The organism is Parasphingomonas halimpatiens (assembly GCF_036663795.1).
GTDB lineage: Bacteria > Pseudomonadota > Alphaproteobacteria > Sphingomonadales > Sphingomonadaceae > Sphingomonas.
The window spans coordinates 176,240-202,539 of sequence record NZ_JAXOJP010000001.1 but is presented as its reverse complement, the minus strand read 5'-3'; the positions used below and the strand labels follow the sequence as shown (position 1 = coordinate 202,539).

25 protein-coding genes are annotated in these 26,300 nt (G+C 64.2%); 6 read left to right on the top strand and 19 right to left on the bottom strand.

Features of this window, described 5'->3' with window-relative positions:
• Positions 1-79 precede the first annotated feature (79 nt).
• The 7 genes from U1839_RS00905 to U1839_RS00875 all read right to left on the bottom strand — a co-directional run bounded on the left by U1839_RS00905 (position 80) and on the right by U1839_RS00875 (position 8,293).
• Positions 80-445 (bottom strand): response regulator transcription factor, encoded by a 366-nt coding sequence (locus U1839_RS00905; RefSeq protein ID WP_332801790.1) that lies wholly within the window; start codon positions 443-445, stop codon positions 80-82.
• A gap of 2 nt (positions 446-447) precedes the next feature.
• On the bottom strand, positions 448-2,028 hold the full coding sequence (locus U1839_RS00900; RefSeq protein ID WP_332801789.1) for a sensor histidine kinase: 1,581 nt from the start codon (positions 2,026-2,028) through the stop codon (positions 448-450).
• A gap of 220 nt (positions 2,029-2,248) precedes the next feature.
• A complete protein-coding gene (locus tag U1839_RS00895; RefSeq protein WP_332801788.1) occupies positions 2,249-2,881 on the bottom strand; it encodes a glutathione S-transferase in 633 nt (210 codons plus the stop codon).
• Positions 2,871-3,290, bottom strand: a complete 420-nt coding sequence (locus tag U1839_RS00890; protein ID WP_332801787.1) for a ribonuclease HI — start codon at positions 3,288-3,290, stop codon at positions 2,871-2,873. Before U1839_RS00890 ends, U1839_RS00895 begins: the two co-directional genes overlap by 11 nt.
• A gap of 67 nt (positions 3,291-3,357) precedes the next feature.
• Positions 3,358-6,507, bottom strand: coding sequence for an efflux RND transporter permease subunit (locus U1839_RS00885; RefSeq protein WP_332801786.1), 3,150 nt, complete (start codon positions 6,505-6,507; stop codon positions 3,358-3,360).
• A 199-nt stretch (positions 6,508-6,706) separates the two neighbouring features.
• Positions 6,707-7,306: a cytochrome P460 family protein gene (locus U1839_RS00880; RefSeq protein WP_332801785.1), complete on the bottom strand. Its 600-nt coding sequence runs from the start codon at positions 7,304-7,306 to the stop codon at positions 6,707-6,709.
• Between the two features lie 9 nt (positions 7,307-7,315).
• Positions 7,316-8,293 (bottom strand): GlxA family transcriptional regulator, encoded by a 978-nt coding sequence (locus U1839_RS00875; RefSeq protein ID WP_332801784.1) that lies wholly within the window; start codon positions 8,291-8,293, stop codon positions 7,316-7,318.
• A gap of 250 nt (positions 8,294-8,543) precedes the next feature.
• Here U1839_RS00875 and U1839_RS00870 point away from each other — a divergent pair, with 250 nt between their 5' ends.
• Both U1839_RS00870 and U1839_RS00865 read left to right on the top strand, forming a co-directional pair.
• A complete protein-coding gene (locus U1839_RS00870; RefSeq protein WP_332801783.1) occupies positions 8,544-9,134 on the top strand; it encodes an NADPH-dependent FMN reductase in 591 nt (196 codons plus the stop codon).
• 262 nt (positions 9,135-9,396) lie between these two features.
• Positions 9,397-10,722, top strand: coding sequence for a tyrosine-type recombinase/integrase (locus U1839_RS00865; RefSeq protein WP_332801782.1), 1,326 nt, complete (start codon positions 9,397-9,399; stop codon positions 10,720-10,722).
• A gap of 9 nt (positions 10,723-10,731) precedes the next feature.
• Here the strand turns inward: U1839_RS00865 and U1839_RS00860 are convergent, their stop codons facing one another.
• From U1839_RS00860 to U1839_RS00815, 10 genes are all read right to left on the bottom strand, one after another.
• Positions 10,732-11,340, bottom strand: a complete 609-nt coding sequence (locus U1839_RS00860; protein ID WP_332801781.1) for an NIPSNAP family protein — start codon at positions 11,338-11,340, stop codon at positions 10,732-10,734.
• A gap of 170 nt (positions 11,341-11,510) precedes the next feature.
• A complete protein-coding gene (locus U1839_RS00855) occupies positions 11,511-11,921 on the bottom strand; it encodes a winged helix-turn-helix transcriptional regulator (RefSeq protein WP_443030552.1) in 411 nt (136 codons plus the stop codon).
• Entirely contained in the window at positions 11,918-12,208 is a 291-nt protein-coding gene (locus tag U1839_RS00850) for a hypothetical protein (RefSeq protein ID WP_332801780.1), read from the bottom strand. The genes U1839_RS00855 and U1839_RS00850 overlap by 4 nt, the downstream gene beginning before the upstream one ends.
• Positions 12,205-13,212, bottom strand: a complete 1,008-nt coding sequence (locus U1839_RS00845) for an Ldh family oxidoreductase (RefSeq protein ID WP_332801779.1) — start codon at positions 13,210-13,212, stop codon at positions 12,205-12,207. The genes U1839_RS00850 and U1839_RS00845 overlap by 4 nt, the downstream gene beginning before the upstream one ends.
• Entirely contained in the window at positions 13,200-13,856 is a 657-nt protein-coding gene (locus U1839_RS00840; protein WP_332801778.1) for an NADPH-dependent F420 reductase, read from the bottom strand. Before U1839_RS00840 ends, U1839_RS00845 begins: the two co-directional genes overlap by 13 nt.
• Before the next feature lie 13 nt (positions 13,857-13,869).
• Complete coding sequence (locus U1839_RS00835) at positions 13,870-15,477, bottom strand: AMP-binding protein (RefSeq protein WP_332801777.1); 1,608 nt, start codon at positions 15,475-15,477, stop codon at positions 13,870-13,872.
• On the bottom strand, positions 15,474-16,421 hold the full coding sequence (locus U1839_RS00830) for a hydroxymethylglutaryl-CoA lyase-like TIM-barrel protein (protein ID WP_332801776.1): 948 nt from the start codon (positions 16,419-16,421) through the stop codon (positions 15,474-15,476). Before U1839_RS00830 ends, U1839_RS00835 begins: the two co-directional genes overlap by 4 nt.
• A complete protein-coding gene (locus tag U1839_RS00825; RefSeq protein ID WP_332801775.1) occupies positions 16,418-17,449 on the bottom strand; it encodes an LLM class flavin-dependent oxidoreductase in 1,032 nt (343 codons plus the stop codon). The genes U1839_RS00830 and U1839_RS00825 overlap by 4 nt, the downstream gene beginning before the upstream one ends.
• A gap of 96 nt (positions 17,450-17,545) precedes the next feature.
• The gene (locus U1839_RS00820; protein WP_332801774.1) at positions 17,546-17,989 is read right to left on the bottom strand and encodes a MarR family winged helix-turn-helix transcriptional regulator; all 444 of its coding nucleotides are present in this window, start codon (positions 17,987-17,989) and stop codon (positions 17,546-17,548) included.
• Positions 17,990-18,091: 102 nt separating this feature from the next.
• The gene (locus U1839_RS00815) at positions 18,092-18,730 is read right to left on the bottom strand and encodes a hypothetical protein (protein ID WP_332801773.1); all 639 of its coding nucleotides are present in this window, start codon (positions 18,728-18,730) and stop codon (positions 18,092-18,094) included.
• Positions 18,731-19,210: 480 nt separating this feature from the next.
• Here U1839_RS00815 and U1839_RS00810 point away from each other — a divergent pair, with 480 nt between their 5' ends.
• The 3 genes from U1839_RS00810 to U1839_RS00800 are packed head-to-tail and all read left to right on the top strand — an operon-like array spanning position 19,211 to position 21,817.
• On the top strand, positions 19,211-20,128 hold the full coding sequence (locus U1839_RS00810) for an aldose 1-epimerase family protein (RefSeq protein WP_332801772.1): 918 nt from the start codon (positions 19,211-19,213) through the stop codon (positions 20,126-20,128).
• A gap of 18 nt (positions 20,129-20,146) precedes the next feature.
• Positions 20,147-20,914 (top strand): SDR family NAD(P)-dependent oxidoreductase, encoded by a 768-nt coding sequence (locus U1839_RS00805; RefSeq protein ID WP_332801771.1) that lies wholly within the window; start codon positions 20,147-20,149, stop codon positions 20,912-20,914.
• Positions 20,915-20,917: 3 nt separating this feature from the next.
• Positions 20,918-21,817, top strand: coding sequence for a glycoside hydrolase family protein (locus U1839_RS00800; protein WP_332801770.1), 900 nt, complete (start codon positions 20,918-20,920; stop codon positions 21,815-21,817).
• Positions 21,818-22,129: 312 nt separating this feature from the next.
• Here U1839_RS00800 and U1839_RS00795 read toward each other — a convergent pair whose 3' ends face one another.
• Positions 22,130-22,330 carry a hypothetical protein gene (locus U1839_RS00795; RefSeq protein WP_332801769.1) on the bottom strand — a complete coding sequence of 67 codons (201 nt, stop codon included), beginning with the start codon at positions 22,328-22,330 and terminating at the stop codon, positions 22,130-22,132.
• A gap of 419 nt (positions 22,331-22,749) precedes the next feature.
• Here U1839_RS00795 and U1839_RS00790 point away from each other — a divergent pair, with 419 nt between their 5' ends.
• Complete coding sequence (locus U1839_RS00790; RefSeq protein WP_332801768.1) at positions 22,750-23,100, top strand: low affinity iron permease family protein; 351 nt, start codon at positions 22,750-22,752, stop codon at positions 23,098-23,100.
• 207 nt (positions 23,101-23,307) lie between these two features.
• On the opposite strand, the gene traA is transcribed toward U1839_RS00790, so the two are convergent.
• On the bottom strand, positions 23,308-26,130 hold the full coding sequence (gene traA / locus U1839_RS00785; RefSeq protein ID WP_332801767.1) for a Ti-type conjugative transfer relaxase TraA: 2,823 nt from the start codon (positions 26,128-26,130) through the stop codon (positions 23,308-23,310).
• Positions 26,131-26,300 lie beyond the last annotated feature (170 nt).

The following is a 26,300-nucleotide window of genomic DNA, read 5'->3' as shown; positions in this document are numbered from 1 at the left end:
GTCGTGCGGCGTGATGGCTCAGAAATGCCCAACCGGCCGCGGACGCCACATACATTAATTGCCATGGAAAATCAGCCTGCTATTCCCAGCCCGCCGTCGCGCCCGTTATCTGCGCCAGCAGCACCGCCAGGTCGACCGGCTTTTCCAGCACCGACAGGGCGCCGGCAGCGATCGCCGCGGCCTTGAGTGCCGGGTTGGCATGGCCCGTGATCAGGACGATCGGCATCGCCGTCGCCTCCCGGGTGAGCAGGCGGGTCAGTTCGATGCCGTCCATGCCGGGCATGCGGACGTCGCAGATCAGGACACCGGGTTGCCCGCGCCCGCGCGCCAGGAAATCGGCGGCATCGACATAGTCCGCGACGCGAAAGCCCTTCACCTCCAGCGCAAAGAGCAGTGCGGTCCGCACCGCCGCGTCATCGTCAACCACATGTACCGTCCACGCCATCGTCATGCCGTGGCCTGCCGGGCCGACAAGGGCAAGGTGAAGCGGAAGGTCGCGCCCGGCGCCGCATCGGGATCGACCCAGATCTTGCCGCCATGACCTTCGACGATGGTGCGACAGATCGACAGGCCGACGCCCATGCCCTTCAGTCCCTTGGTGCTGATAAAGGGCTCGAACAGGCGCCCCGCCACCGCCGCGCCGATCCCCGGGCCGTTGTCGGCGACGGACACCATCACCATGCCCTCCGCGCCCGGACCAGTCGTGACGTCCAGCGTCGCGCCCACCCTGTCGGCCGTCGCATCCATCGCATTGCGCACGAGGTTGACGATGACCTGTTCGATCTGCACCGCATCGACCAGCACCGGAAGATCATGCGCGTCATGCACGATCGACGTCGCGATACCCGCCTCGCGCGCGCCGAGCAGCGCAAGGTTGCACGCCTCATCGACCAGCCGCGGCAGGTTTTCGGGCTGCCTGACCGCATCGCCGCCCGACACGAAGGAGCGCAACCGACGGATGATATCGCCGGCGCGCAGGCACTGGTCCTTCGCCAACCCGAGCGAGCGCGTCACCGGCCCGTCGTAACGATCCTGTGCGAGCAGCGCCGTGCTGCCGTCGAGATACAATGCGATCGCGGCGAGCGGCTGGTTGATCTCATGCGCGATCGCCGTCGCCATTTCGCCCATCGCCGAGCGCCGCGAGACATGGAGCAGTTCCTTGGCGAGCTGTTTGCGCTCGGTGATGTCGATCGACACGCCGACCATGCCGGCAATCCCGTCATCGACATCGCGGAACGGGACCTTGGTCGACAGATAGACGCGCGCGCCCCGGTCGGGGTGATGGACCACCTCCTCAAGCTCGCGCGCCGCGCCCGATTCCATCACGAGACGATCGTTCGCCATCACCAGCTCGGCCTGGCGCGGATCGGCGAGAAAGTCGTCGTCGCGCCTGCCTTCGACGGCGGGCCACTCCTTGCCGATCAGATCGAGCGTGGCCTTGTTGGCGAGCAGCAGCCGGCCGGAACGATCCTTGGCGTAGATCGGGCCCGGCATGGTCTCGACCAGGGTGCTGAGCAGCGCGAGCGAGCAATGGCGGTGCTGCTCCGCCACGCGCAGTTCGCCCTCGGTGCGATCGACCCGGGCAGACAGCGCCGCGCGCGCCGCATCGAGTTCGGCCATGGTCTGGCGGTGCGCCGCGATCTCGCGCTGCAGCGACTGGAGCGAGGGAAGCTTGAGCGCCTGCGGGATGAGCGCAATCAGGAAGCCGGCTGTCGCCATCGAAACGATCGCCGTGGCCGCCTTGAGCCAGCCTTCGGCGACATACATCGGCAGCCACAGCACGACGATGCTGGCGATGTGCGTCAGGCCGCAAAAAGCGATGAAGGCGGAGAACAGCAGCGCCAGCGCCTTGTGCCGCTGTTCGAGATCGTTGCGGCCGCGGACGAAGCGCCACAGCGCGAAGGGGATGGTGAAATAGGCAAGCGCGATCAGCCCATCCGAAATGACGTGGAGCGACATGAGCCCGGGGCGCCACATCAGGCACATGCCGTGGGGCATGAACATCTCGAACTGAGCGTTCCAATCCATCTTCCGCGCCGCCTTTATTGGTCAGTGTCGGGGCAGTCGCTGAACCTTCTTACGACAACGCTGCCGAGGACGGCGGATCCAACATGACCGGCCTGACAGGTGGGATAGAAGCGCAAGACGGTGATTGATATAGTGTTTGCTGATGGCGCGCGACGCCAGACGAAATGGCGGCACCCGCAACGCACCGACGGTAGCGTAACGGCAGGCAGGGTGCGGATCGCTAGGCCAGCATCACCGGCGCGTCACCGGGATGCCATGCCGCGACCCTGAGCATCGCACGGTCGAACAAGGGCGAGGCGACGTGACGCGCCAGCCACGCCCTGACGTGCGGCACAGGTTGCGCGTCGAACCAGACGCGATCGACCGCGGCGAATTGGCGCACGAACGGCATGATCGCGATATCGCTCAGCGCAGGCGTGTCCCGGCTCAGATTGGCGTGCACCGCAAGCCGCCCTTCGAGCGTCTCGAGCAGCGCCAGCCCGGCATCGCGGTGCGCGACCGGCTCGGCGGCGTGGCGCTCGGGATATTTGTATCGGTCGAGATGCTGCTTGAAGGCGCCATCGAAACCGGCGATCAGCGCTGCGTCGTCGCCGGCGCGCCAGCCTTCGGGGTCGTTCCGTGCCAGCGCCCAGCGCATGATGGCGAGGCTCTCGTCGATCACGCTGCCGTCGGCGAGCACCAGCACGGGCACGGTCGCCTTGGGCGAGGCGGCGAGCATTGCTGCAGGTTTGCTGCGCAGCACGATCTCGCGCAATTCGACCGTAACACCGGCGGCGAGCAACGCCATCCGCGCGCGCATCGCATAGGGGCAGCGCCGGAAACTGTAGAGAATGGGTACCGTGTCAGCGGTCATGCAGCCGCGCCAGCGCGATGCCGGCGAGATTCTGCGCGCGCTTTATGTAGCGCACGCGCGGGCGGGGACCCGGCGGCAACAGCGCGAGCAACGCCGCGCGATAGGCCAGCGCGGCACCGCGGCACGGCGCCGAACCATTGGCCTGCGCCACCACCGAGGCGGCATCGCCCAACAGCACGAAATCGGCCAATCCGAGCGACCGCGCGACCTCGGCGGCATGGATCAGCGCGCGCCATTCGGCATCGAAGCTCGAGCCATGCCCGATCGCCGGCAGCACGTGCGCCGCCCCCCGCACCACCGCGGCGACCTCCATCGCGCCGGGATTGGGGCGGCAACCGCCGTCGAAATAGACCTTCACGCTGCGTGACGGCGTCGCGGATCGCGGATCGGGCAAGGGCATGGTGCTCATCGTCCTCGCCTAGCCTGTACCGGGACGAAGGGAAGCGGCGATTGCCCGACACCGCCCCGCGCGCGTGTTACTCGGCCGGCTGCGGCGCCTCGCCGTGATGGCCGATCGCGCCGGTCGGCCCGCCGATCCGGCCCGCCGCCGGATCATGGCCGATCACCGTGCTGCCGTCATCGCCGGGGCGATAGGTCAGCAGGCGGCGGCCGAGCCGCGGCCCGATCCAGCGCTCGACCCCGACCGCGAGGCTGAAGCTCGCCGGCACGATCACCAGCGTCAGCAGGGTCGAGAGCGACAGGCCGCCGATCACGGTGATGCCCATCGGCACGCGCGACGAACCGTCGCCGTTGAGCGCCAGCGCGGTCGGCATCATGCCGGCGACCATCGCCACCGTCGTCATGACGATCGGCTGGGCGCGTTTATGCCCGGCATCGATGATCGCCTCGAACACCGGCACGCCCTTGTTCATCTCCTCGAGCGCGAAATCGATCAGCAGGATCGAGTTCTTGGCGACGATGCCGAACAGCATGATGATACCGATATAGACCGGCATCGAGATCGGCGTGCCGGTGATCAACAGGCCGATCAGACCGCCGAGCGGCGCGAGCAGCAGCGAGCCCATATTGACCAGCGGTGGCAGCACGCGGCGATAGAGCAGCACGAGCACCGCAAACACCAGGAAGCAGCCCGACAGCAGCGCGATGATGAAGTTGGTCAGCATCTCAGCCATCCACTTGTCCTGACCGACGACGAGTTCGCCGACACCCATCGGCAGGTTCTGCATGATGGGCAGCTTGTGGATTTCGGCCTGGGCGGTGCCGCTGACAACGCCGCGCGCAAGATCGGCGCCGATCGTCAGCTGGCGCTTCTGCGCGACGCGCTGGATCTGCGTCGGGCCGGCACCGAGACTGACCTCGGCGACGAGGCTGAGCGGGACCGAGGCACCGGTCGAGGTCGCCACGGGCAGGTTGCTGATCGTCGACAGCCGCTGGCGCGCATTCTGGTCGAGCGCGACGCGGATCGGCACCTGGCGATCGGTGAGCGAGAATTTCGCGCTGTTCTGGTCGATGTCGCCGAGCGTCGCGATGCGGATCGCCGAGGACAGCGCCTGCGTCGTCACGCCGAGATTGGCGGCGAGATCGAGCCGCGGGGTGATGACGATTTCGGGGCGCAGCAGATTGCCCTCGATGCGCGGCGCGACGATGTCGGGCAGCTTCGCCATCTGGTCGACCAGCTGGATCGCGGTGGCGGTCAGTTGCTTGGGATCATCGCCGCCGAGCACTATCGACAGCTGGCGTGCGCTGCCGCCCCAGCCACCCTGCGAGCGGAAGGCGACGCGGGCATCGGCGACCGTCGCCAGTTGCGGCGCCATTTGCTGCTCGAACTGCGCGCTCGTCAGCTTCTTGCCCGGGCGGTAGAGCGCGGTCACCCGGCCGCTGCCGACCGAGGCGCGGGCATAGACATGGCCGACATCGGGCTGCGCCTGGAACAGGGCGGCCACCTCGTTCACCACCGCCTGGGTCTGCGCCAGTGTGGTGCCGGGGACCATGGTGATCTGCGCGGTCGACGAATCGAGGTCGCGATCGGGCTGGAAGGTCTTGGGCATGTAGACGAACAGCCCGATGGTCAGCGCGAGGGACACGGTGCCCGCGACCACCGCCGACCAGCGGTGCCGGAGCGTCCAGCGCAGCACGCTCATATAGACGTCCATCAACCGGCCTTCGCCGTGCGACTGATGGCCCTTGGCCTTGAGGAAATAGGCCGCGAGCATCGGCGTGATGAGCCGCGCGACGGCGAGGCTGATCAGCACCGACACGACGACGGTGAGGCCGAAATTCTTGAAGAACTGCCCCGACACGCCGGGCATCAGGCCGACCGGCAGGAACACCGCGACGATCGACATGGTGGTGGCGAGCACGGCGAGGCCGATCTCGTCGGCGGCGTCGATCGATGCCTGGTAGGCGGATTTGCCCATCCGCATGTGCCGCACGATATTCTCGATCTCGACGATCGCGTCATCGACCAGCACACCGGCGACGAGGCTCAGCGCCATCAGCGTCATGTTGTTGAGCGTGAAGCCGAGCAGGTCCATGAACCAGAAGCTCGGGATCGCCGAGAGCGGGATGGCCAGCGCCGAGATGATCGTCGAGCGCCAGTCGCGCAGGAACAGGAACACCACGATCACCGCGAGGATCGCGCCCTCGACCATCGCCTCCATCGCAGCGTCATATTGCGCCTTGGTATATTTGACGCTGTTCGAGATCATCTGGAAATGGACTTGCGGGTTGCGCTTTTCGAGCGCGGCGAGCTTTTCCTGCGCGACCTGGAACACCGTGACGTCGGAACCGCCCTTGGCGCGCTGGAAGTCGAAGCTCAGCACCTGGCGACCGTCGAGCGCCGAGGCGCTGCGCTGCTCGGCATAGAGATCGCGCACCTGGCCGAGATCGGCGATGCGCACGGTGCGCCCGTTGCCCATGCTGATCTGCACCTGGCCGAGCGTATAGGCGGTGCTGGCATTGCCGAGCACGCGCACCGACTGTTCCGACCCGGCGATTTCCGCGCGGCCGCCGGCGGCGTTGAGATTGACCTGGCGCAGCTGCTGATTGACCTGGCTGGCGGTCACGCCCTGCGCCTGCAACTTGAGCGGATCGAGGATGACGCGGATCTCGCGGCTGACGCCGCCGTTGCGATCGACCTGCGCCATGCCGGGGACCGACAGCAGCTCCTTGGCCACGGTATTGTCGATATACCAGCTGAGCTGCTCTATCGTCATGTCGGTCGAGATCGCGGCGTAGCTCGCCAGATCCTGGCCTGTCGTGTTGGCGCGGCTGACCTGCGGCTCGAGGATGCCGTCGGGCAGGTCGCTGCGGATCTGCTGCACGGCCGAGCGCACATCCTCGACCGCGCGATCGATCGGCGTGCCCAGCGCGAGCTGCACCACCGTGGTCGAGCTGCCTTCCTGGACGGTCGAATCGATCTCGTCGATGCCCTGCAGGCTGCGCACCGCCGCCTCGACCTTGGTCGTGACCTGGTTTTCGAGCTCGGTCGGGGCGGCGCCGGGCTGGCTGATCGATACGATCACCACCGGAAAGTCGATATCGGGCTGGTTGTTGACGTCCATCCGCATGAAGCTGACGATCCCGGCGGCGGTCAGCATGAAGAACAGGACGATGCTGGGGACCGGATTGCGGATCGACCAGGCGGAAATATTGCGGAAGCTCATTGCATCAGCCCGAAGTCATGCGCCGCATCGCATGTCACTCAGCCCGGAACCTGGAAAATTCCTTGCCCGATGAGCGACGCACGACCAGCGTTCCATGGAACAGGCGACGTTGCCCGAAAAGCAGCGTCACCTTTCGCGCACAACATCACGAGGCCGTCGCGCAAGTCAATCCATCATGTCTTTCGGGGTGTTGCCGCCGCTATTTCCCGGTCACGAAGGTTCCTGCCTTGACCGCGATGGGTTTGGCGGTCGGGTAGAATTGCACGAAGGTCGTATCGACCGCGCCATGTTGACCGTGACAGGAGTAGCAGCTGGCGCTGGCGGGAATCGCCTTGGCGGGCTTGTCGCCGACATTGACGAAGAACGCCCAGCCGCCCTTGAACCGCCGGGAATCGCGGACATGCACCTCGAGGTCGAAGCGCTGCTCGGTCTGGAAAATGCCCGATTTGTTGATCGAGCCCTTGCTGGAGCCGATGCGCGGCTCCTTGACCATGACGGTGCCATCGGGCCAGCGCCCGGTCGCCTTGAAAGCCTTCCACGAGACGGGATCGACGAAGACATTGTCGACCATTTCATGGTCCATGCCGAGCGGCCCATCGCTGTAGTTCATGTTGAGGCCGGAGGTCAGAAACACCCATTCGCGATAATCGGCGGGCAGGATCAACTCGCCCGCGGCATTATATTGCGCGGCGGGCGCCGGCTCGGGCGCGGTCGATCCCCGCGCCGCGCCGAACAGCAGCAAGGCCGGGACAATCAACAGGCCGGCCCTGGACAGCATGGCGGTTTTGGCGATTTTCATGGTCGATCCTCAAAGTGCGGGTTCGGGAAGGGGCGTGAAACGGCGGCGATGGTCGCTGGGCGGCAGGCCGAAGCGGCGATCGAACGCACGGCAGAAACTGTCATCGCTGGCATAGCCGCTGGCGGCGGCGACCTGTTTGATCGCGGCATTGGTCGCGACGAGGCGCTGGCGCGCCGCATCGAGCCGCAGCATCTCGACATAGGCGGCGGGCGTCGTGCCGAAACTCGCCTGAAAGGCGCGGCTGAACTGGCGCGGGCTTAGCGCCACGCGATCAGCCAGCGCCTCGACCGACAGGTCGCCGTCGAGATGAGCGAGCATCCAGCCGGCAAGATCGGCAAAGCGATTCCCCGCGCCGGCCTGAAACCGCAACGGCTCGGAATATTGCTGCTGCCCGCCCGATCGCCGGAGATAGACGACCAGCTCGCGCGCCACCGTGACGGCGAGTGCCGGACCATGGTCTTCCTCGATCAGGGCAAGCGACAGATCGATCGCCGCGGTGATGCCGGCCGAGGTGTAGAAGCGCCCGTCCCTGATGAAGATCGCGTCGGGATCGAGCCGGATGGCGGGAAAGCGCCCGGCGACATCGCGCGCATGGTACCAGTGCGTCGTGGCACGGCGACCGTCGAGCAGCCCGGTCGGCGCGAGGCCGTAAATGCCGGTGCAGACCGAGACGATGCGGCGCAGGGTGTTGGCGCGATCGACGATCGCCGCCGCGACGCGATCGGCCAGGTCGCCGCGCCGCAGCCCCTCGCCGCCCGCGACGATCAGCGTGTCGAGCGGCGGCGCGTCGTCCAGCGCCGCGTCGGGAACGATGCGCAGCCCGGCTTCGCTGGTGAAGGGCGCACCATCCGGGCTGAGTACCAGCATCGCATAGGCGTGCGGCTGCGCCTGGTTCGCCGCGCCGAACGCGTCGAGCGGGCCGGTCAGATCAAGCGTCTGGACGCCGTCATAGCCGAGCAGACCGATCCTTATGGGCAATCCCGTCATCTATCGTCCTCGTCCGCGGCCATAGGCCGTGACGATCATGCCGCAAAAGACGTTGATCCGACAATTTCGGACATGGCCCGTGGCGATGGGCACCAAGCCGCCGCCGCATGGCGCTGTCAGGCGTCGCTTCAGTGCACCCACGGCGGCGGCGCCAGCGCACGGGAGCGAGAGTCGACAAGGCGGCGCGCGGCGTGCTTGGGTATGTCGCGCGCCGTCGCGCGCTGGATGGAACAGACGCTGGGAGGCCAACATGAGCGACCGGGTCCTGATCTTCTACGGCTCCTACCGATCCGACCGCCAGGGCATCAAGCTGGCGCATTATCTGGTCGACGCCTTCGCCGCGCGCGGCGCCAGCCCCGAGCTGATCGACGCCAAGGCGGTCGGCCTGCCGATGCTCGACCGCATGTACCGCGAATATAAACCCGGCACCGCACCCGACGCACTCGAGGCGCTGGCGCAGAAGATCAAGACCGCAGACGCCTTCCTGTTCGTCACCGGCGAATATAATTGGGGCGTCCAGCCCGGGCTCAAGAACCTGACCGACCATTTCCTGCCCGAGTGGTTCTGGCGGCCGGCGGCGATCGCCAGCTATTCGGCCGGGCGGCTCGCCGGCGTGCGCGCGGCGAGCGCATGGCATCCGACGCTGGCCGAGATGGGCATGGTGGTGATTTCCAGCACATTGTCGGTCGGCGGGATCGGCAGCGCGTTCGACGCGGACGGCGCGCCGCAGGGCGACAGCGGCACGGCGTTGACGCGCGCCTTTCCGCGCTTCGCCGATGATCTGGCCTGGTGGACCGAAGCGGCGCGGGCGCAGCGCGCGCGCGTCACGCCGCCTTATTGAGCCGGCGCGCGATGCGGCGGTGCGCGCGGATGTTGACCAGCCGCCACTGCTCGTGGCAATTGGCGCCCGCGCCGTCGGGCGACGCGGGTATAGTACAATGGTAGTACAGCAGCCTTCCAATCCCAGAATCCCGCATTTCAAGACTTCCCGTAGCGTGCCAATAGTAAGCTTTTACAGTCGCTTACTTTAAATCGGTATCTCATTTGGTACTATAAAATCTGGCTCTATCTCGCTCGATTGTGAGCCAGAAAGGAGCCAGATTGTGCCAACTGTCCACCTGACCGACGTGAGCGTAAAATCGCTCAAGCCCTCCGAAAAGTACGTGACCTATTTTTCGGATATCACTCCCGGCTTTGGCATCAGGGTAGGAAAGCGCAGTCGGACCTGGATCGTGATGCGTGGCCGGGAGCGTGAGCGCGTCCGCTTGGGCTCCTATCCCGAGCTCTCATTGGCTGACGCGCGCAAGAAGGCGATGCAGATACTTGGAGCCGATAAGGCGCCGCCGAAGCCCAAACAGAAGACCTTCAAAGAAGCGCGTGACCAGTTCCTCGAAGAATATTTCCGAGACAAATCGCCGCGCTGGAAGTCGCAGATGACGAGCCACCTCATGAGGCATTTCAAAGCGCTTGAGCATCACAAACTCGATGAGATCGAGGACTATGATATTAAGTCGTGTCTTGATGCGCTTCACCGTACCCCGTCGGAGCAATTGCATGCGTTCCGTGGGCTTCGGTGTTTCATGCGATGGTGTGTGAGACCGCCGCAGCGGTTCATCAAGCACTCACCAATGGAGGGCTATCCCCCGCCCGGCAAGGACCGCAAGGGAACACGGTTTCTTACTGACCATGAGCTAAAAGCGGTTTGGCAGGCGGCCGATACCTACCCCAATAATGTGCTTCGCCTTATCATCTTGTGGGGAACACGGAGGGGGGAAACCAGCGTAATCGAACGCTCGTGGGTCATCGACGATGTGCTGACGATACCGGGATCGGCCACGAAGAACGGGCGTGATCATGCGATCCCCCTGCTCCCCATCGCCAAGGCCCTTCTTGACGGAATGCCGGCGCAGGAACGCTACTTCCTGCGATCGCGATGGGGCGACACGCATCTTTCCGTTGAGGGCCTTTCCAAAGCGCAGAGGGAGGTGAAAGAGCGCTCGGGCACATCCGGTTGGACGATTCATGACCTTCGCCGCACGTTCCGCTCGAACATGGCGCGGCTTCGAGTGTCGAGGGACACGTGCGAGGTGTTAATTAATCACGCGCCCAAAGTGCTCGACGAAATCTATGACCGGTATGACCGCCTCGACGAAAAGCGCGACGCGTTGGCGCTCTATGAGGCATTCCTGTCCCGTCTGACCGGAGCAAATCCCGTCCCAGCAAGCCCGGCCGCCGGGCCGTCCCCATCGTTTGCGATCCACCGCATGTACGAGCCGTCGGGATGGAAACCCGTTGCCCCGCTTCCAAGGTCGACGACCGTTTCGATCTGGCCGCCGCGGGCGCTCAGCAGTTCGCAGACTTTCGTTGTCCACAAGCAAGAGGCGAGCGAAACGGCTGGGACAAATCACATAAGCAACGAACCAGGCTAGCAGCTCACGTTAACAAATAGGCAAGCCCGGCTCGGCAGTCGCAATCACTGACGTGGCATACTCGATCCGCTCGGGGCCGCCCGCCGGCGGCCATAGGCCTGCCGCATAGTGCTCACGGCGCAATCGGTTACGCTCTTCGACGCTTTCGAACCCCCAGATGTGCGTGATCCGCGGCAAGCCATCGAGCGCGTAAAGGGTCGCGACAAGGTGGTCGGTATAGGCATGCGCCGGTCCGATCGCTGCGTGCCAACCGTCAATTGTCCCCGGCAGTCCGCCTGGCGTCAGGTGATAGGTGCGGATCTCGAATGTGCCGCCGTAGGCGCGAGGGCCGGGATCAGGAAGGAACGGGAAGAGCGCATAGCTTTCCATCGTAAGCGTCACCTTCGCCGAGGCGCTGCCGAACGGATCCTCGCTCATTAACGCTCTATGCCGCTCTGCCCGCAGCTCAACTTCACTGTCAAAAACACGTAAAATGAGCACCTCTCCGATCTTGCCGATATCGGTGTGCCAGATGCCAAGTAGTCTGCCGGATGTGGCATTGTTCATCCAGTCGCGTGCCCCCGCCAAAGCCCTCCTGGCGAAAACCGAGCCGCCTAATGTTGTAACCTCGTAAAGCATCCGTTGTTTCCCATGGGTGGCTGGCAGATCTTACTCAGGTCCTGCACAGCGGTAAGGGCGTTATCCGCACGCCAAAAAGTCAAATTGCTTGGAATAGCGGAGTCGAATAGGCGGCAATTTCTCTATGTACTCAAAATGCGAGGCTCGCCGCTGACTCACCATCCAAGCGTCTACATGAAAGTGCTGGGTAGTGCTGTCGGCCCGGGTGGTGACCGCTCGTCTGCACGGGACCTTGCAGGCGAAGGGCTGGCGCTGGTGCTGCCGGTCCCCCAAGCTTCACCCCACTGACGCAAGGCCAGCATTACCGGCAGAAGTGCCTCTCCCTTGGGTGTCAGCGCATAGCGGATTTTGCGGCGATTTTCCGGCAGCCCTTCGCGCGTAAGGACCCCACACCGGACCAGGCGGACAAGCCGATCGGCTAAAATGTTTCGGGCAATGCCAAGTTCTGCGTGGAACTCCTCGTAATGATGAAGATCATCGAACACGGCTTGTAATATCATCATGCTCCAACGCTCTCCGACGGCTTGGAGAGCGGCGGCGAGGGCGCATCCGCTCAAACCCTCGCGCCGCACACCGGTCATCGTGCGTCGGCGAGACGCGGCCCACCTACACGCTGATCTTCATCGCTGCGTCTGGTCGAAATGATCAGGCCGTCCGCAGTGCGAGCCGTAGCGACCATATCGCAGGCGACATCGGCGCCGTTGCAAGCCTTGATCGGATAGTTGGGCAGCGCCGAGAGTGGCTCGCATCCGAACAGGCGCGTGCGCGCACCATTGGCGTCAGCTGCCCGTAGTGCAGTCAGCAAAGTGCTTTCCGTGGATGATGCGAGGCTCGTGGTGTCGCCGATGCCGACGCTGAACGCGGTCATGCAACCGCCGCGGCGACTTGGGTCAACGCTGTGTGGACGCCATCCGACACGTCGATAAAGCCCGCCACCAGTCGCTCGGCACGCAGGGCTGCCGAGCGCTCGAACGGCACACGCACCGGTGCGGCCGGATCGACCGGTCGGGTCGCGCGTAGGGTGTCGGCGTAGCCGGCGGCTCGTTGGGCAAAGTCGCCGACCGGATCAATCAGCCCCGGGTTCACCACGAGCAGGAAGAACCCGCAATCGCGCAGCCCTGCTGGCGCCGCGGCGGCGCCACACATCATCCCGAGCAGCTGGACCACCATCGCCAGGCCGGAGCCTTTGTGGCCGCCCCACACGCCCACCGCCCCGCCGTTGAGCGCGGCAACGGGGTCGCGCGTCGGATCACCGGCGCTATCATAAGCGAGCCCTTCGCCAAGCTGTCGATCTTCTCGCATCGCCAATATGACCTCGCCTAGCATGATGCCCGACGTACCGATGTCCCAGATGATCGGCGTTGCTGTTGTGGGGAACCCGAACGCGATGGGGTTGGTACCGAACCGTCCCTCGCTGCCGCCTGCAGGCGCCACAAACTGGCCCCCGCTGCCGGCTACCATTCCTGCAAACCCGGCCTTGGTGACCTGCTCGAGATAGTAGGAAAACATTCCCGTATACCAAGTCTCGTTCGCGCCGATGAGCGCGACACCACTGCTCCGCGCCTTGTCAATGGCGAGGTCGGTCACGCGCTGGCCGACCAGATAGCCGACCTGGTCGCCGCCATCGAGGTTCGCCGATATGGGCGTCTCTTGGACAACGCTGATCGGCTTGGCGCTGAGCCCGTATTGCCGCACCCGATCCGCGATCGACAATGCGCGGGCGAGGCCGCCGAACGACAGGCCGCGCAGCTCGCAGTCGATCAGGTGGTTGGCGATGATCGCGGCTTCGTTCGGCGCATGGCCGATCGCAACCATGGCCTGGACACAGAGCGCGCGCGCGTCATCGATAGCGAGGCGCGTCATCCGCGCCATGCCCCCTCGGCCTGACGGCCAGAGCCGGCCTCAGCCAGCTTTGCTTTCAGCGCCGGTCGGTCGAGCGGTACGCAATAAGCGGGGCGAGCGCGCTCGAACCGCCAGCCTTCGCTGAGCGAGCCGGCATCGACAACGTCATAGCCAAGATCGTCGAACAACGCCGCGACCTTAGCCTTCGCCTCGGCGTCGTCGCCGGCGATCGGAAGGGCGCGGCGGTCCAGCGCACCCGCGGGCAGGGCGTCCTTCTCGATGTCGCGCTCCAGGATGGCATTCCACGCCTTGACGACCTTGGCGTCGGGGAGATGGCGCTGGACGATGGCGCTGGTCGTGTCGCTGCCATCGTCGAGCGACGGCACCGGATCGTCGCGGCCGGGATAATAGTTGCACGCGTCCATCACGATCTTGCCCGCAAACGGGGCCGGATCGAGGCCGGCGATCGCATAGAAGGGGATGGCGAGCAGCACGACGTCGCCAAACGCGACCGCATCGGGGACAGTACCGATCCCGGCCCGAACGGAGATCGCCGTGCTCGTGAGCGTCTTGGGGCTACGCGAATTGCTGAGCATCACCTGGTGCCCGTGCTGGCCTGCCAACTTGGCCACGGCGCGGCCGATAAAGCCCGCGCCGACGCATCCGATTTTCATGATAGTCTCTCCTTCAGGCTTGGCGCTCGATGGTAATGCCGGCCGCGACATGGTCGAACGTGTCGTCAGTAAGGCCGACGCCGCGCAAATCGTTCTTCTGCACCTTGCCGGTCGGCGTGCGTGGCAGCACCGGCACAGCACGATAGTAGCGGGGTACCATGAACCGCGGCATGTTAGCGGCACAGTGCGCGACGAGCGCCGGCCAGGCGATCTCCGCGCCCCGCGTCTCCACGATCGCGAGCACTTCGTCCTCGCCGACATCCGACTGGACTGCCACGGCGGCCGTCTCTGTGATCCCCGGAAACGCGGTCACGACGCCCTCCAGCTCCATCGACGAGATGTTTTCGCCGCGGCGGCGCAACCGGTCGGATGTGCGGTCGTAGAACCAGAAGAAGCCGTCAGCGTCTTCAGTCGCCATGTCGCCGGTGTGCCACCACAGCCCGCGCATGGCCTGGAGCGTCTTCTCGGGCTCGCGGTAATACTCCTTGAGCATGATGTGGGGCATGCGCGGCCGGTAGACGAGCTCACCGACCTGCCCCGGCGCGCAGCGATAACCGTTTGTGTCGTGGATCTCGATCACGGAGCTCGCGGTCGGCCTGCCCATCGAACCGATCTTGCGGCTTCCGATCGGGTTGTAGAGAACGTTCTTGATCTCGGTCGAGCCATAGCCCTCGATCAGATGGACGCCAAAGCGCCGTTCGAACCGGTAGAGAATGTCGGGAGGCGCGGGCGCGGAGAAGATGCGGGTTACGCAGTGATCGCGATCATGCTCGGACGGCGGCTGCGCGGACACCATGTGGAGCATCGAGCCGAGCGCGCTCGCCTGTGTGGCACCGCTCCGGCGTATGTCCGCCCACCAGCCCGACGCGCTGAACCCGCGCGCCAAGATGATGGTCGCGCCGGCATAGAGCGCGGCGATGCCGGTGGTGACCTGGGCCATTCCATGGAACAGCGGCATTGAGGTGTAGAGCCGGTCGGCGGGCGTCAGCCCGAATGCGGCGGCCGCTTCTTTGCCCATGACCAACCCCATAAGGCTGGGCGAGACCACGCCCTTGCTGCGGCCGGTGGTGCCCGACGTGAAGCTGATCGCGGCGATGTCGTCAGGCCCACGCGCCGGGAACACGGCATCGGGATTGCCCGCGGCCACGAACTCGTCCCAGCCGATCGCCTCGACCCCGGCAGGCACCGTGTCGGGCACGCCGTCGAGGAACACGATTACCCTGAGCGACGCTGGATATGCATCAACCGTCATCAGCGCCTCGCCGAGCCGACGCTCAGTGACGAGCACCGCCGCCTCCGCCCGCTCGATCGGCGCCAGCAGAAAGGACGCCTTGAACCCTGTGTTGACGGCGGTGCCGATCAGCCCGGCGCGGGTGATGCCCCAACTGGTAAAGAAGTGCTCGGGCCGGTTGGAGAGGAACGTCGCAACGACAGTGTCGGGCGCGAGGCCGAGCGCGAGGAAGCCGGCGGCGACGCGGCTAGTCTCCCGATCGATGTCGGCATAGCTGTAGTCCGCGCCTTCGAACACCAGCGCCACATTGTCAGGAGCCTGGCGCGCGCGCGCCGCGATGAGGCCGCTCAACGTGCCGCCGCCCAGATCGCGAAGATCGGTCTCGTTCATGCGGTCTCTCCCGTCCGGGCCCAGGCGGCCGGAGCAGTGCTGGTCGCGGTGTTTTTGGACATGGGGACAGGCTTGGTGTGGCGGACGAACCCCATCGCGCCGCCAAGCACCCCGGCGAGCCAGTTTGCCGCGTCGACGAGCGCCGGCAGGTCGACACCTGTCTCGACGCCCATCAATTCGAGCATCTGTACGGCGTCCTCAGTGCAGGTGCCGCCGACCAGCGCGTGGGGCGCGGCCGGGTGACCGCCTGAACCTGCAAGCGCCAAGTCGATACCTGCGAACCCCATGCGCGCGAGCTCCGCCACGTTCGCCAGACCCATGCCCCGACTGTCGTGGACCTGTACTTTCAGCCGCTCGGTGCCGACCAGCCCGGAAGCCCATTCGACGGTGGAGCGCATCTGCGAGGGTCCCGCGTACCCGTTTGAGTCCGCCAGTATCCAGTCGCGCACGTCGATCGCAAGCAGGCGCTCTGCCAGCGACTGCAAGTCGGAAGGCACCCGCGCCAGCCCGACGGGGCCACCGAATGCGTGAATGAAATAGCTCCCGAGCTTTGTCGCCGACCTTTGGGCGACAGCGCGCATCCGCTCAAGTTCGACGAGCGATTCCTCGATCCCTCGACCGGTGTTCAGCCGCGAAAACCCGTCATCGACCGCCAACAGGAACCACGCCACATCGGCGCCCGCGTCGATCGCGCGCTCCAGGCCCTTCATGTTCGCAACACAGCATTCCATACTGCTGCCCGCCGGCCGCTTTACGCGCGCGAACACGTCGGCGGCATCGGCAACGCCCGGGACCAGCTTCGGGCTGACAAATGAAGACACCTCCACCGCGCGGATGCCCGCCGCGGTTAACCGATCGACTAGTTCAACCTTGACCGTTGTCTCGACGGGGTGCGCCTGGAAGGCGAGCCGCGGCGCAATGTCGCGGATCAGCACGGCGCTCACAACTCGCGCTTTACGCGGAGCGCGAACGCCTCGAGGCTCGGCTCCCAGAAGCCCTCTTCACCCGTGGTGAGCAGGAACGCGGAAATGCCGAGATCGCGATAGCAGCGCAGCGCCTCAAACACCCGGTCGGGCGTGCCGACCAATGCAGCTGAGTTGGCAAATCCGCCGAGCAGCTTGACGAGCCCTGTCCAGAACACGCCATCATCGTGCGTGTCCTGCTGGGTCGTCGCCAGCTGGCGTTCGCGGCCGACCGACTTGTCGGTCGCGGTGGAACGCAGGAAGCGGTTGGAGCCCTGCGCGTCGAGGATCACCTGCTCGACGCGGCGCGCCTCTGTCCAAGCCGCCTCGTCGGTGTCGCCCAGGAAGAGGCGTAGCGACACCGAGAACTGGATTTCGCGGCCGTATTTCTCCCTGGCGATGCGGCGGACGCGCTCGATGCGCTCTTTCGTCCCCTCGATCGGCTCGCCCCAAAGCATGTAGGTATCGGCGTGCTTGGCGCCGAAGTCGATCGCGTCGTCGCTTTCGCCGCCCATGTAGATCGGCACATGATTGCCAACGGGCTTCATCAGCACGCGGACTCCTTCGGCCTTCGCATATGGTGTGTCCCAGTCGAACGGCGCGTCCTTCATCCACGCCTGTTTCATGAACTCGACATAATCGGTTGCCCGCGCATATCGCTCGGGCTTGGGCGTGTAATCGCCCTCCCGCGCGAGATCCTTGTCGGAAGAGCCGCTCACAATGTTTAGCGCGAGGCGATTTCCGCCAGACAGGAAGTCAAGGCTGCCGAATGCTCGAGCCGCATGGGCAGGGTGCATTACGCCGGGCCGGTGCGCGACGATAAGACCGAGGCGCTCGGTAACGCTGGCCATCATGGATGCCGTGATCATGTTCTGCGGCCAGAGTGCCGAATAGCCCACCAGGACCATGTCGATAGCCTCCGACGCTTCCCATTCCCCGGCACGCTGTTTGAGCGCGGCCTGCGTCGGAATGCCCGGTGCGAACGGGTTACCCGTGGTGAAGATCTTCATGGCCGTGCCTCTCCTTGAGGGGAGCCGGGTCGCTGCACGCGACTCCAGTTCCCGGGGAAGGCGCGGTCAATATACTACGTTTACGTAGTATACAAGCTAATCCAACTCCTCGAGGCTGGCGACCTTCTCAAGCCAGCCGACGATCGCCTTTTCATGCTTGGCGGGCATGAGCGCCGCGAGCTTGAGCGAGAGCCGGTCGACGTCGGGAAGGGCGTGCTTGACGCAATCGCTGCCTGCGGCCGTCGCGATCAGCCGGACCGCGCGCCCGTCGGACGGGTGAGGCTCACGCATGACCAGCCCGCGTGACGCCAACCGTCTGACCATCGCCGACACTGTGTTCTGGTCGGAGTCGAGCTGCGCGGTCAGCTCCACCTGGGTCAGTCCCTCTTGGTCACGGATCAGAAACAGCGCGAGGAACTGCTGGTTGGTTAACCCGTGCGGCCCAATCAGGTCGCCACTCAGCCGATCAATGCGGAGAAGCGTCCGACGGAGCAGCCTCAGGTAGGTGCGGCCGAGCTCGAGCCGGTTATCTATCGTCATGCTGCCGTCCTACTACTCTGGCGTATAAAGCTATTATCTACGCGATGAATGCGCACTAACAATCATTCCGCTCTCGCGGCAGAACGACCGGAAGCGGGCCTACTACCGCCTTTCACGACGATCTCGATCGGCGTGCTCGTCAATCGTTCCGGACGTAGCCGACTCATTCGCGCCAGGTGACGTGCGTGAAATTTCTACCAATCGCGCCGCAGCGTGCTGGGCATCCATCCCCATCGTACGCGCGGCCATCCATTCCGGGACATGCCAGCTCGCGGGCAATGACCTCGCGACGGCGCCTGGCAGGATCGACCAAAGCAAGATGCCCGCGGCAAAGCTACCCGCTCCGCTCCAGATCACTCGGCGCAATTGCTGGTCCGTCGTTTGCCCGCGCTTGACCAGGCCATCGAGCCGCCCGATCGAATTCGACATGGTGTCACGATATTGCTGCAGGATCGCGCGATCCTCAGCGCGCGCATCACTTGCGGCTTTGTTGATCTCAGCTGCAAAGGAGACCGGCGAAAGCCGCGCCACCGGACTTTTCTCAATACGATTGATGGCAGCTGACGCAGCCTTCAGACTGTCGGATATCTCCGCAAGCGTCAGACTATAATCGGGCACATTCTCACGCGCGGCGGTAAGGCCTGCGACCGCCGAGCGCGCCAGGCTGACCTCCTGGCGCAACGCCTCGAATGCCTGGGCAGTGTCGTCGACGGTATCGGATTGGGGAGCGTTCTGTTCCATGTGCGCGGCTTAGAGACCAAGCCCGCGCCCACGCGAGAGGCCGGGTAGTTCCAGGAGGCCTTGGGACAAAGATTTTTCGCGAAGGTCGCCGATACCAAGATCCTTATGGCTATTTCGTATCAAACGACTCGAGTTGCGGGTCGCGGCGCAGGCTTTTCGCCCTGCTGGCCACGTCCTGCCGCGCGAACATATGTCATTCACGCGCGCGTGGGCCTGACGGATTTGCCGAGAGGCAGCAGCTCAGCTTTGGCTCGACCTAACTGTTACTCTCGTCAGCGCTGAGCTTGCGCGTATCGACGGCATAAAGCCGCTCGGCACGGATACCGAGCCATGGGCCCAAAGTCACTGATACTCCACCGCTCAACCGCAAGCGAGCTGGTCACCGACATCGAAAACGGCCGACGCCCCGAATTCGAAGATCCGAGAAATTGGGCGCGCGGCGACTGGCACCGATGACGTATTTGTCACGAGCAGTTTAGCGTGCTGGGTGCCAAGCTCGTTGCGATGGGCAACGGCAACCTCACAGAAATATCGTCCCTCGGCCTGGTGGCCAGGATCTCCTCACTAGGTGCCGAGCTTCAGTCGCTGACCGATAAGCAGGGAAACTCGCTGCAGTGGAACGGAGACCCGGCAGTGTGGAGCGGACGGGCGCCGATCCTGTTTCCCGTGATCGGCCTGCTGGAGGGCGGAGAATATCGTCTCGACGGCAAGAATTATGCAATGCCCAAGCACGGCTTCGCCCGGCACGCGCGATTCCAACTCACCACGCGGGACACCGCCAGTGCGACCTTCCAACTGCGGGCGACACCACAAACGCGTCTCATTTACCCGTTCGAGTTTACGCTGGACATCTCTTTCGCAGTTGCCGACGCGACGCTGACTGTCGGCGCCTCGATCGCCAATCACGGTAGCGAACCAATGCCGGCAAGTTTCGGCTTCCACCCGGCGTTTCGCTGGCCGTTACCCTATGGCGAAGCTCGGGGTGCCTATCGCCTCGTCTTTGGCCAGAATGAACCCGAACCAGTCCGCCGCATCAGCTCCGAAGGGTTCCTGCTCCCCGCGCCGCAGCCTACGCCCGTCGTCGGAGGCGTCCTGCACCTTCATGATGGACTGTTCGTCAAAGACGCTCTGATCTTCGATGCTCTCTCGAGCCGCACTGTACGCTACGGCGCCGCTACTGCGCCTCAGCTCCAGATCGCCTTTGACGATTTCCCGACACTAAGCGTGTGGACCAAGCCCGGGGCTGGGTTCCTGTGTATCGAGCCGTGGCACGGCTTGTCCGACCCTGTCGGTTTCACCGGCGACATTCGAGACAAGCCGGGAATCTTCGAGGTTGCTGCCGGTCAGAGCCGCTCGATGGCGATGAGCATCTCGCTTGTCGCGCCGTTACCTGCCTAGTCGCCGTAAGGAATTCAGATGTTCGAGAATCGCGTAGCAATCGTCACCGGCGGCGAGTCCGGCATCGGCGCTGCCTGCGCCAGGGCGCTCGGCGATGCCGGTGCGAACGTGGTGATCACGTTCTTCAAGGACGAGGCCGAAGCGCAGGCGGTATGCGCCTCGATCGGGGGTGGTGACCGGGCCATCGCGATCCAGGCCGACGTCGGGGACGAAGCGGCCGTGGAACGCCTGTTTGCTGCGGCGGAAGCAAAGTTCGGCACCGTCAGTCTATTGGTCAATTCCGCTGGCCTCAATATGAGCGGGGTGCTGATCGCGGAGATGGAGCTTGTCCAGTTCGACCGCGTCATCCGTTCCGATCTCTATGGCCCCTTTCTCACCTGCCGGCGCCTTGTCCGCGGTCTGGAGGCGACAGAGACGAAGGGGCGTATCGTCAACATCTCATCGATCCATGAGCGCGCGCCACGTGCCGGCGGCGTCGATTACGACTCTGCCAAGGGCGGCCTGTCACAACTGACCGCAACGCTGGCCCTGGAACTTGCCCCCAAAGGTATCGCGGTCAACGGCGTGGCCCCGGGCATGATCCTCACGCCGATGAATCAGTCGGCGCTCGACCATCCGGCAGAGCTCGCCGCCAAGGAGGCCGCAATTCCTTGGGGTCGCGCAGGTCGGCCTGATGAAGTCGCCTCGCTGGTGATGTTCCTGCTCTCACCGGCCGCAGACTACATCACCGGCACCACCGTCACGATTGACGGGGCGCTGTCGCTCACCGTCGCGCTCGGGGCCTGATCGATGATCACCTATGCCGTCGAGCAACTCGATGCCGTCGTGCTGACAGGCGGCCCATTGGGCGCCACGACGGATTTGATGAGCCCCTTTGTGTGGCGGGAGGGCGCTGCCTATCGCATCATGGTTCGGGGTGTACCCTATCCGCTGGCGCCGACGGATCCGACGGGGCTGGTTGTTGCCGGCAGCGGCACTGATGGCCTGGCTTTTGCGATGGACAACGATCTGGCCCTCGTCCCCGGTCCCGGACCTGATGATGCCGGCGGTTGCGAGGACCCGACAGTACTTGTCAAACCGGACGGCAGCTACCTGGTCTACTATACCGGCGTCGACGCGGCGCGCACCCAGGGTTCGATGATCCTCGTCGGGGGTCCGACCCTGGAACGGCTCGAGGAGAAGCAATTGGTGCTCAAGGCCCCACCGGGCGAAGGGAATATCAAGGAAGCAACCCTGTTCCAGACATCCCAAGGGGACTGGCGCCTGTTGTACGAATATGCCGCCAACGAAGCCTCGCGTATCGGGGTAGCCGGAGGACCCTCGCCCGAGGGCCCCTGGAGCAATTTGCCCGATCCCTTCGGCGTTCGCGATGACAGCTGGGACAATTGGCATCTGTCGACCGGCCCGATAGTACAATTGCCGGGGCATGATCCGGTGATGTTCTACAACGGCGCGACGCATGATGCGCTCTGGCGCATCGGCTGGATCACTTTCGACACGGATTTCACTCATGTCACTGGCCGCGGGCTCGAACCCTTGCTCATGCCGCCGCCAGCCACCGACCGCACCTCAACAGACATCGCATTCGCCGCCTCGACGGTGATCGAAGACGACCGTATCGCGCTTTATTATTCGCTCGAGGATCGCATGTTACGACGGGCGCTTATCGGCTTGTACGCAAGGTCCTGACCGGTCACCGTCGGTCTGCACATTTGCCAATGCGGCAACATCGTCGCCCCGATGTGGACCCTCATGTACCGCACGCACTAGCAGAACTCGTATGCGTTCCGAAATTGTGGTCGATCGCTAGTCCGCTCGACGGCTTTTTGCCTCCGCCGCGAGATTATTAGGATCGAATTCGGGATTCACCCGTTTACGTGGTTCCTCTCTCCGATGACTGGAGACCTACCCCGGCCTTATCGCCGGGGTATTTTTTCCGAACGTAGACACGGATCCCGCCGCAATTTTAAGAGATGCAGCGTAACCGAGGCTAAAGCCTCATTACCTGCTTTTACGCGCTTTTACCTTTGCATGATGATGCTGGATCATTGCCCCTGCAGCGGCACCGGCGACGGCATGCCCGTGCCCCACCATATGTCCTGCGGCGGCGCCAGCGATCGCACCTTTCAAATGATGTTTCGCGCTTACGATGGTCGGTGACACCGTCACCAATATTGCGGCCAAGATTGCGACTCTTTTCATGATCAACTCCGTCACGCGATCGACCCACATCCCCCGCTCTGAGGACGTGCCCGTCACGGATCAGACTCGGCTAATGGAAATGACGAAATTGCGACGGACCCATGACAAATTACAAACCTGCCGGTTGTTTCACCATAGCGAATAAGGCGATCGCACGCCGTCACCCATCAGCAGCCCGGTCGCCGCAAAAACTAAGCTGAGGTTATCCTGGCCGAGACGTCGTTTGCCTAAGCGTGGCAGCGCATGCGCCGCAGCGCGGCCTAACCGATCTGGCTTGCCAGCAAAGATGATAAAAAATTCAGGAGACAATGAGGCCAAAGCGGGCTCTCCATCGACTGTCCGCTGGGAAGGCGGCGCCATCCTAGTGGCCCCTTCGTCCATCTGAGGTCCACCGGGCGATTTCGGGGAGGTGACACTGCATGTTTAAGCGACTGAACGAATTCGGGAGCCGCGTATCAGGACGAACGGCCGACCTGGCCGGCGCACCGCTGTCCATCCTACTAGTGGCGCTATTTTGTGCAGGGTGGTTTCTAAAAGCCGGCGCGGCAGGCGAAAACACTTTGACCCTGATTTTATCCGTCGGCTCTATTACGCTGACCCAAATGGTTCTTAATGGACAACGAAGAAGCGAGCGGGCGCTACATCTTAAAATGGACGAACTGGTGATTGCGATGGATGGAGCAAGAAACGAAGTCGCGGGCGTCGAAGCCAAATCAATCGAACATTTGGAAGCGCTACGGCACCCGGGACTCGAGCGCGATGAGACCTAGCGGGCTCGGTTCGCAGCGGAGGCTTGTTCCAAGCTCCTGGTTAATGCCGTCACCGCGAGACAATAGCCGGGAAAATTTACTTGCCCCGCGCCGAGACTCGCGACCGCCGATCGGGCCAGACCTGCTTCATCAGGCGGCGGCCGGAATTCCTGGAACGTGTCGTTGATCGACATCGTTTTGCGGTTGCATTTGTTCCATAGGTACGACTTAGAGTCCGAGTCCGCGACTACGTGAGAGGCCGGGCAGTTCGAGGAGACCCTGGGACAATGATTTTTCCCGAAGGTCGCCGATGCCTAAATCCTTGTGGCGATTTCGCAGCAGCGACTCGAGTTGCGGATCGCGGTGCAAGCTCTTTGCCATGCTCGTCAGATCCTGCCGCGCCCGGTCGATCTGGTCGTAATCCCCGACCCGATTGAGTCGGTCGAGCACCTTTGTCTTGCGCTGCCAGTCGCTCACGAACCGATCAGCGCGCTGCGACGTGTCGATGCGCACTTCGCTTTCGAGCGCCATCGCGCGGATGGCGGCAGCCGTCTTGCCGCTCGCTGCCTGATCGATGAGCGCCGGTTCCGCGTTCAGCGCGTTACGCAAATCACGGGCGCCCTCCGGACGAATGACATTCAACGCCGCCCCGGCCTCGGCGAACGCCGCGCGCTGATGTGGCAGCGCCTCAAGACCTTCCCGCCGCATGCGCACGATATCGGATGCCGTGCGCGCATAGCGCTCAACCGCCTTGTCGAGCGGCGAGCGCGCTGGCTCAACCGTGGCCGCGCTGCTCAGCTTCAGGCCTGCGAACGGGTTACGCTTCGGTGCCGCCGGCGCGGCACGAGCCGGCTCCTGCGCCGGCGCATAGTCACTCGCCATATCCTTGCCGCGCTCCCGCGACAGCGCGCGAACCAGCTTGCTTGAACCAGCAAAGTCGTCACTGCCATAATGAAGGTCGACACTGTCACGGTGCCGCGACAGCGCAACATAGGCGGCGTGCCGATCAAGACCTGGCGTCGCCAGCACATGCACGCGGTCGACCGTCACGCCCTGCGACTTGTGCACAGTCGCGGCATAGCCATGATCGATATTGGCATAATCCTTCACGTCGAACGCGACCGACCGACCGTCATCCAACATCACAGCCATGCGCGTAGCCGTGACCGACTGCACCTGGCCAAGCGTGCCGTTCTTGACCCCAAGCTCCCGCTCATTCTTGAGGAACATCACCCGGTCGCCGGTAGCGAATGACCGCTCACCGCGCTCAACCTGGATCGTGAGATCCTGGCCAAGATGCCCGCCGGCGCGCAGCCGATCGCGCGCGGCGATGTTGAGTTCGCGCACCTCGTCATTGGTGTGCGTGAGAATGAACTGGCTCGCCCCCGGCGATGACGCCCGATCGCGGTCCCACCGATCGATCAGCTCGCTTCGCGCCTGCTCGCGCGTATCTGCGACATGCACCCGCCCATGTTCGTCATAGGCGGCGACCGCCTCGCCCGTGCGGCCAGTCGCTAGGTAGCGCGTCGCATCGCGCTGCCAGTCGTCACGCTGACGGCGGATCTCGGTGATCTCGACGCTGCCGTGCCGCTCTGCGGTAGAGCGGAACGCGGCGCCAGCCTCGATCGCCTGGAGCTGTTCGGGATCGCCAACCAGCACCACCTTGGCGCCGCGCTTTTCGGCCTCGCTGACGACGCGTTCCAGCTGCCGGGTCCCGACCATCCCGGCCTCATCGATGACCAGAATCGAGCGTTGATCGAGCAGCTCCCGCCCCTGCCCCCATTGATGTTCGAGACTAGCAATGGTGCGCGACGCAATGCCCGAACCGCTTTCGAGATTTTCCGCGGCGATGCCGGACAGAGCGATGCCCTTGATGCTATAGCCAGCGTTCTCCCAAGCCTCACGCGCGACGCCGAGCATCATGGATTTTCCGGTGCCGGCATAACCTATGACAATGCCAAGGTCGCCGCCCTTCAATATATGCTCGAGCGCGGCCTTCTGCTCGCCCCCGAGCAGGAGACCGCGACTTTCGGCGGCGGCCATATGGCCCCCCCAGGCCGCCGCCGAAAGACCATGCCGCGACCGCCCGGCGAGGCGATCGGTCGCGCGTTCCAGCCGCTGCTCGGTCTCGATCATGTCACGGCTGGTGAATCGCTGGTCGCCGCGGCCGTCCTTGCCGAGCGCCACCAGCTCCGGCGACCCGCGGACCGCCCCCATCACCTGATCGAACTGCTCCTTGCCGTCGCTGTGCCGGTGCACGAACATGGCCAGGTCGCGGTTGGTGAACGTGGCCTGCTGCCGCGTGATCGCGTCGAGCGCGATCTGCGGATTGGCGATGATCTTTGCGCCATTGGAACGCGCGATTTCGACATGCTCTTCGAGCCGTTCCGAGGCGAGCCCCGGCCCCGCCATCCGCGCCGCTGCCGGCCCGATCTTGTGCTGCGGCTCTAGGTCGATCCCCTGCGCCTCAAGCGAGCGATGATCGATGCGCGCATCGATATCGAGCGCGGCCAGGCGCTCGTTAACATGCTCAGCCCAGCGCTCGCGCCACTTGTCCAGCAGGGAGGTAGCGTTCCAGTCTCGGTTCTTGGGACCGAACCCCTCATCACTGACCTCCCGGGTAGTAAGCATCACATGCGCATGGGGCTTTGCCAGACCGTCAGCGCCGATATCCCAATGCACGTTCAGATCCGCGATCATGCCGCGCGACACGAACTCCTCGCGGACAAAGTCGCGCGCCAGCTCGATGCCCTGCTCCTTCGTCATCTCACGCGGAATGGCGAACTCGATCTCGCGCGCCAGCTGCGCATCCTTGCGTAGCTCGACCGCCTCGACCTCATTCCACAGGGTTTCGCGGTCGGACAGTCGTTCGGGCGCACCCTTCGGCAGCATCACCTCGGAATGCTCGACGCCTGCCTTGTTCGAGAAGTCGTGGTGCCGGTCGAGCCGCTCGTCGTGAAGCCGGGAAGCCGAACGATAGGCAGCAGAGGCCAGCGCGCTCGACCCGGCAGCGCGGGAGATCATCTTCGCCGAGAAATGATAGATCGCCATGACGACGATCCATCTACACTTCTAAAGCGACGTCGGCACGACGTATAAGCGCGCCCTCGAAAGATTTCATCAATCTCGGGACGGGACAGTCCCAAGAGATTTCGTTGCATTGCGACTGATCGAACGAAGCGATAACTGGTCAACGTTGCCAGTAGAACCAAGGATGCTTT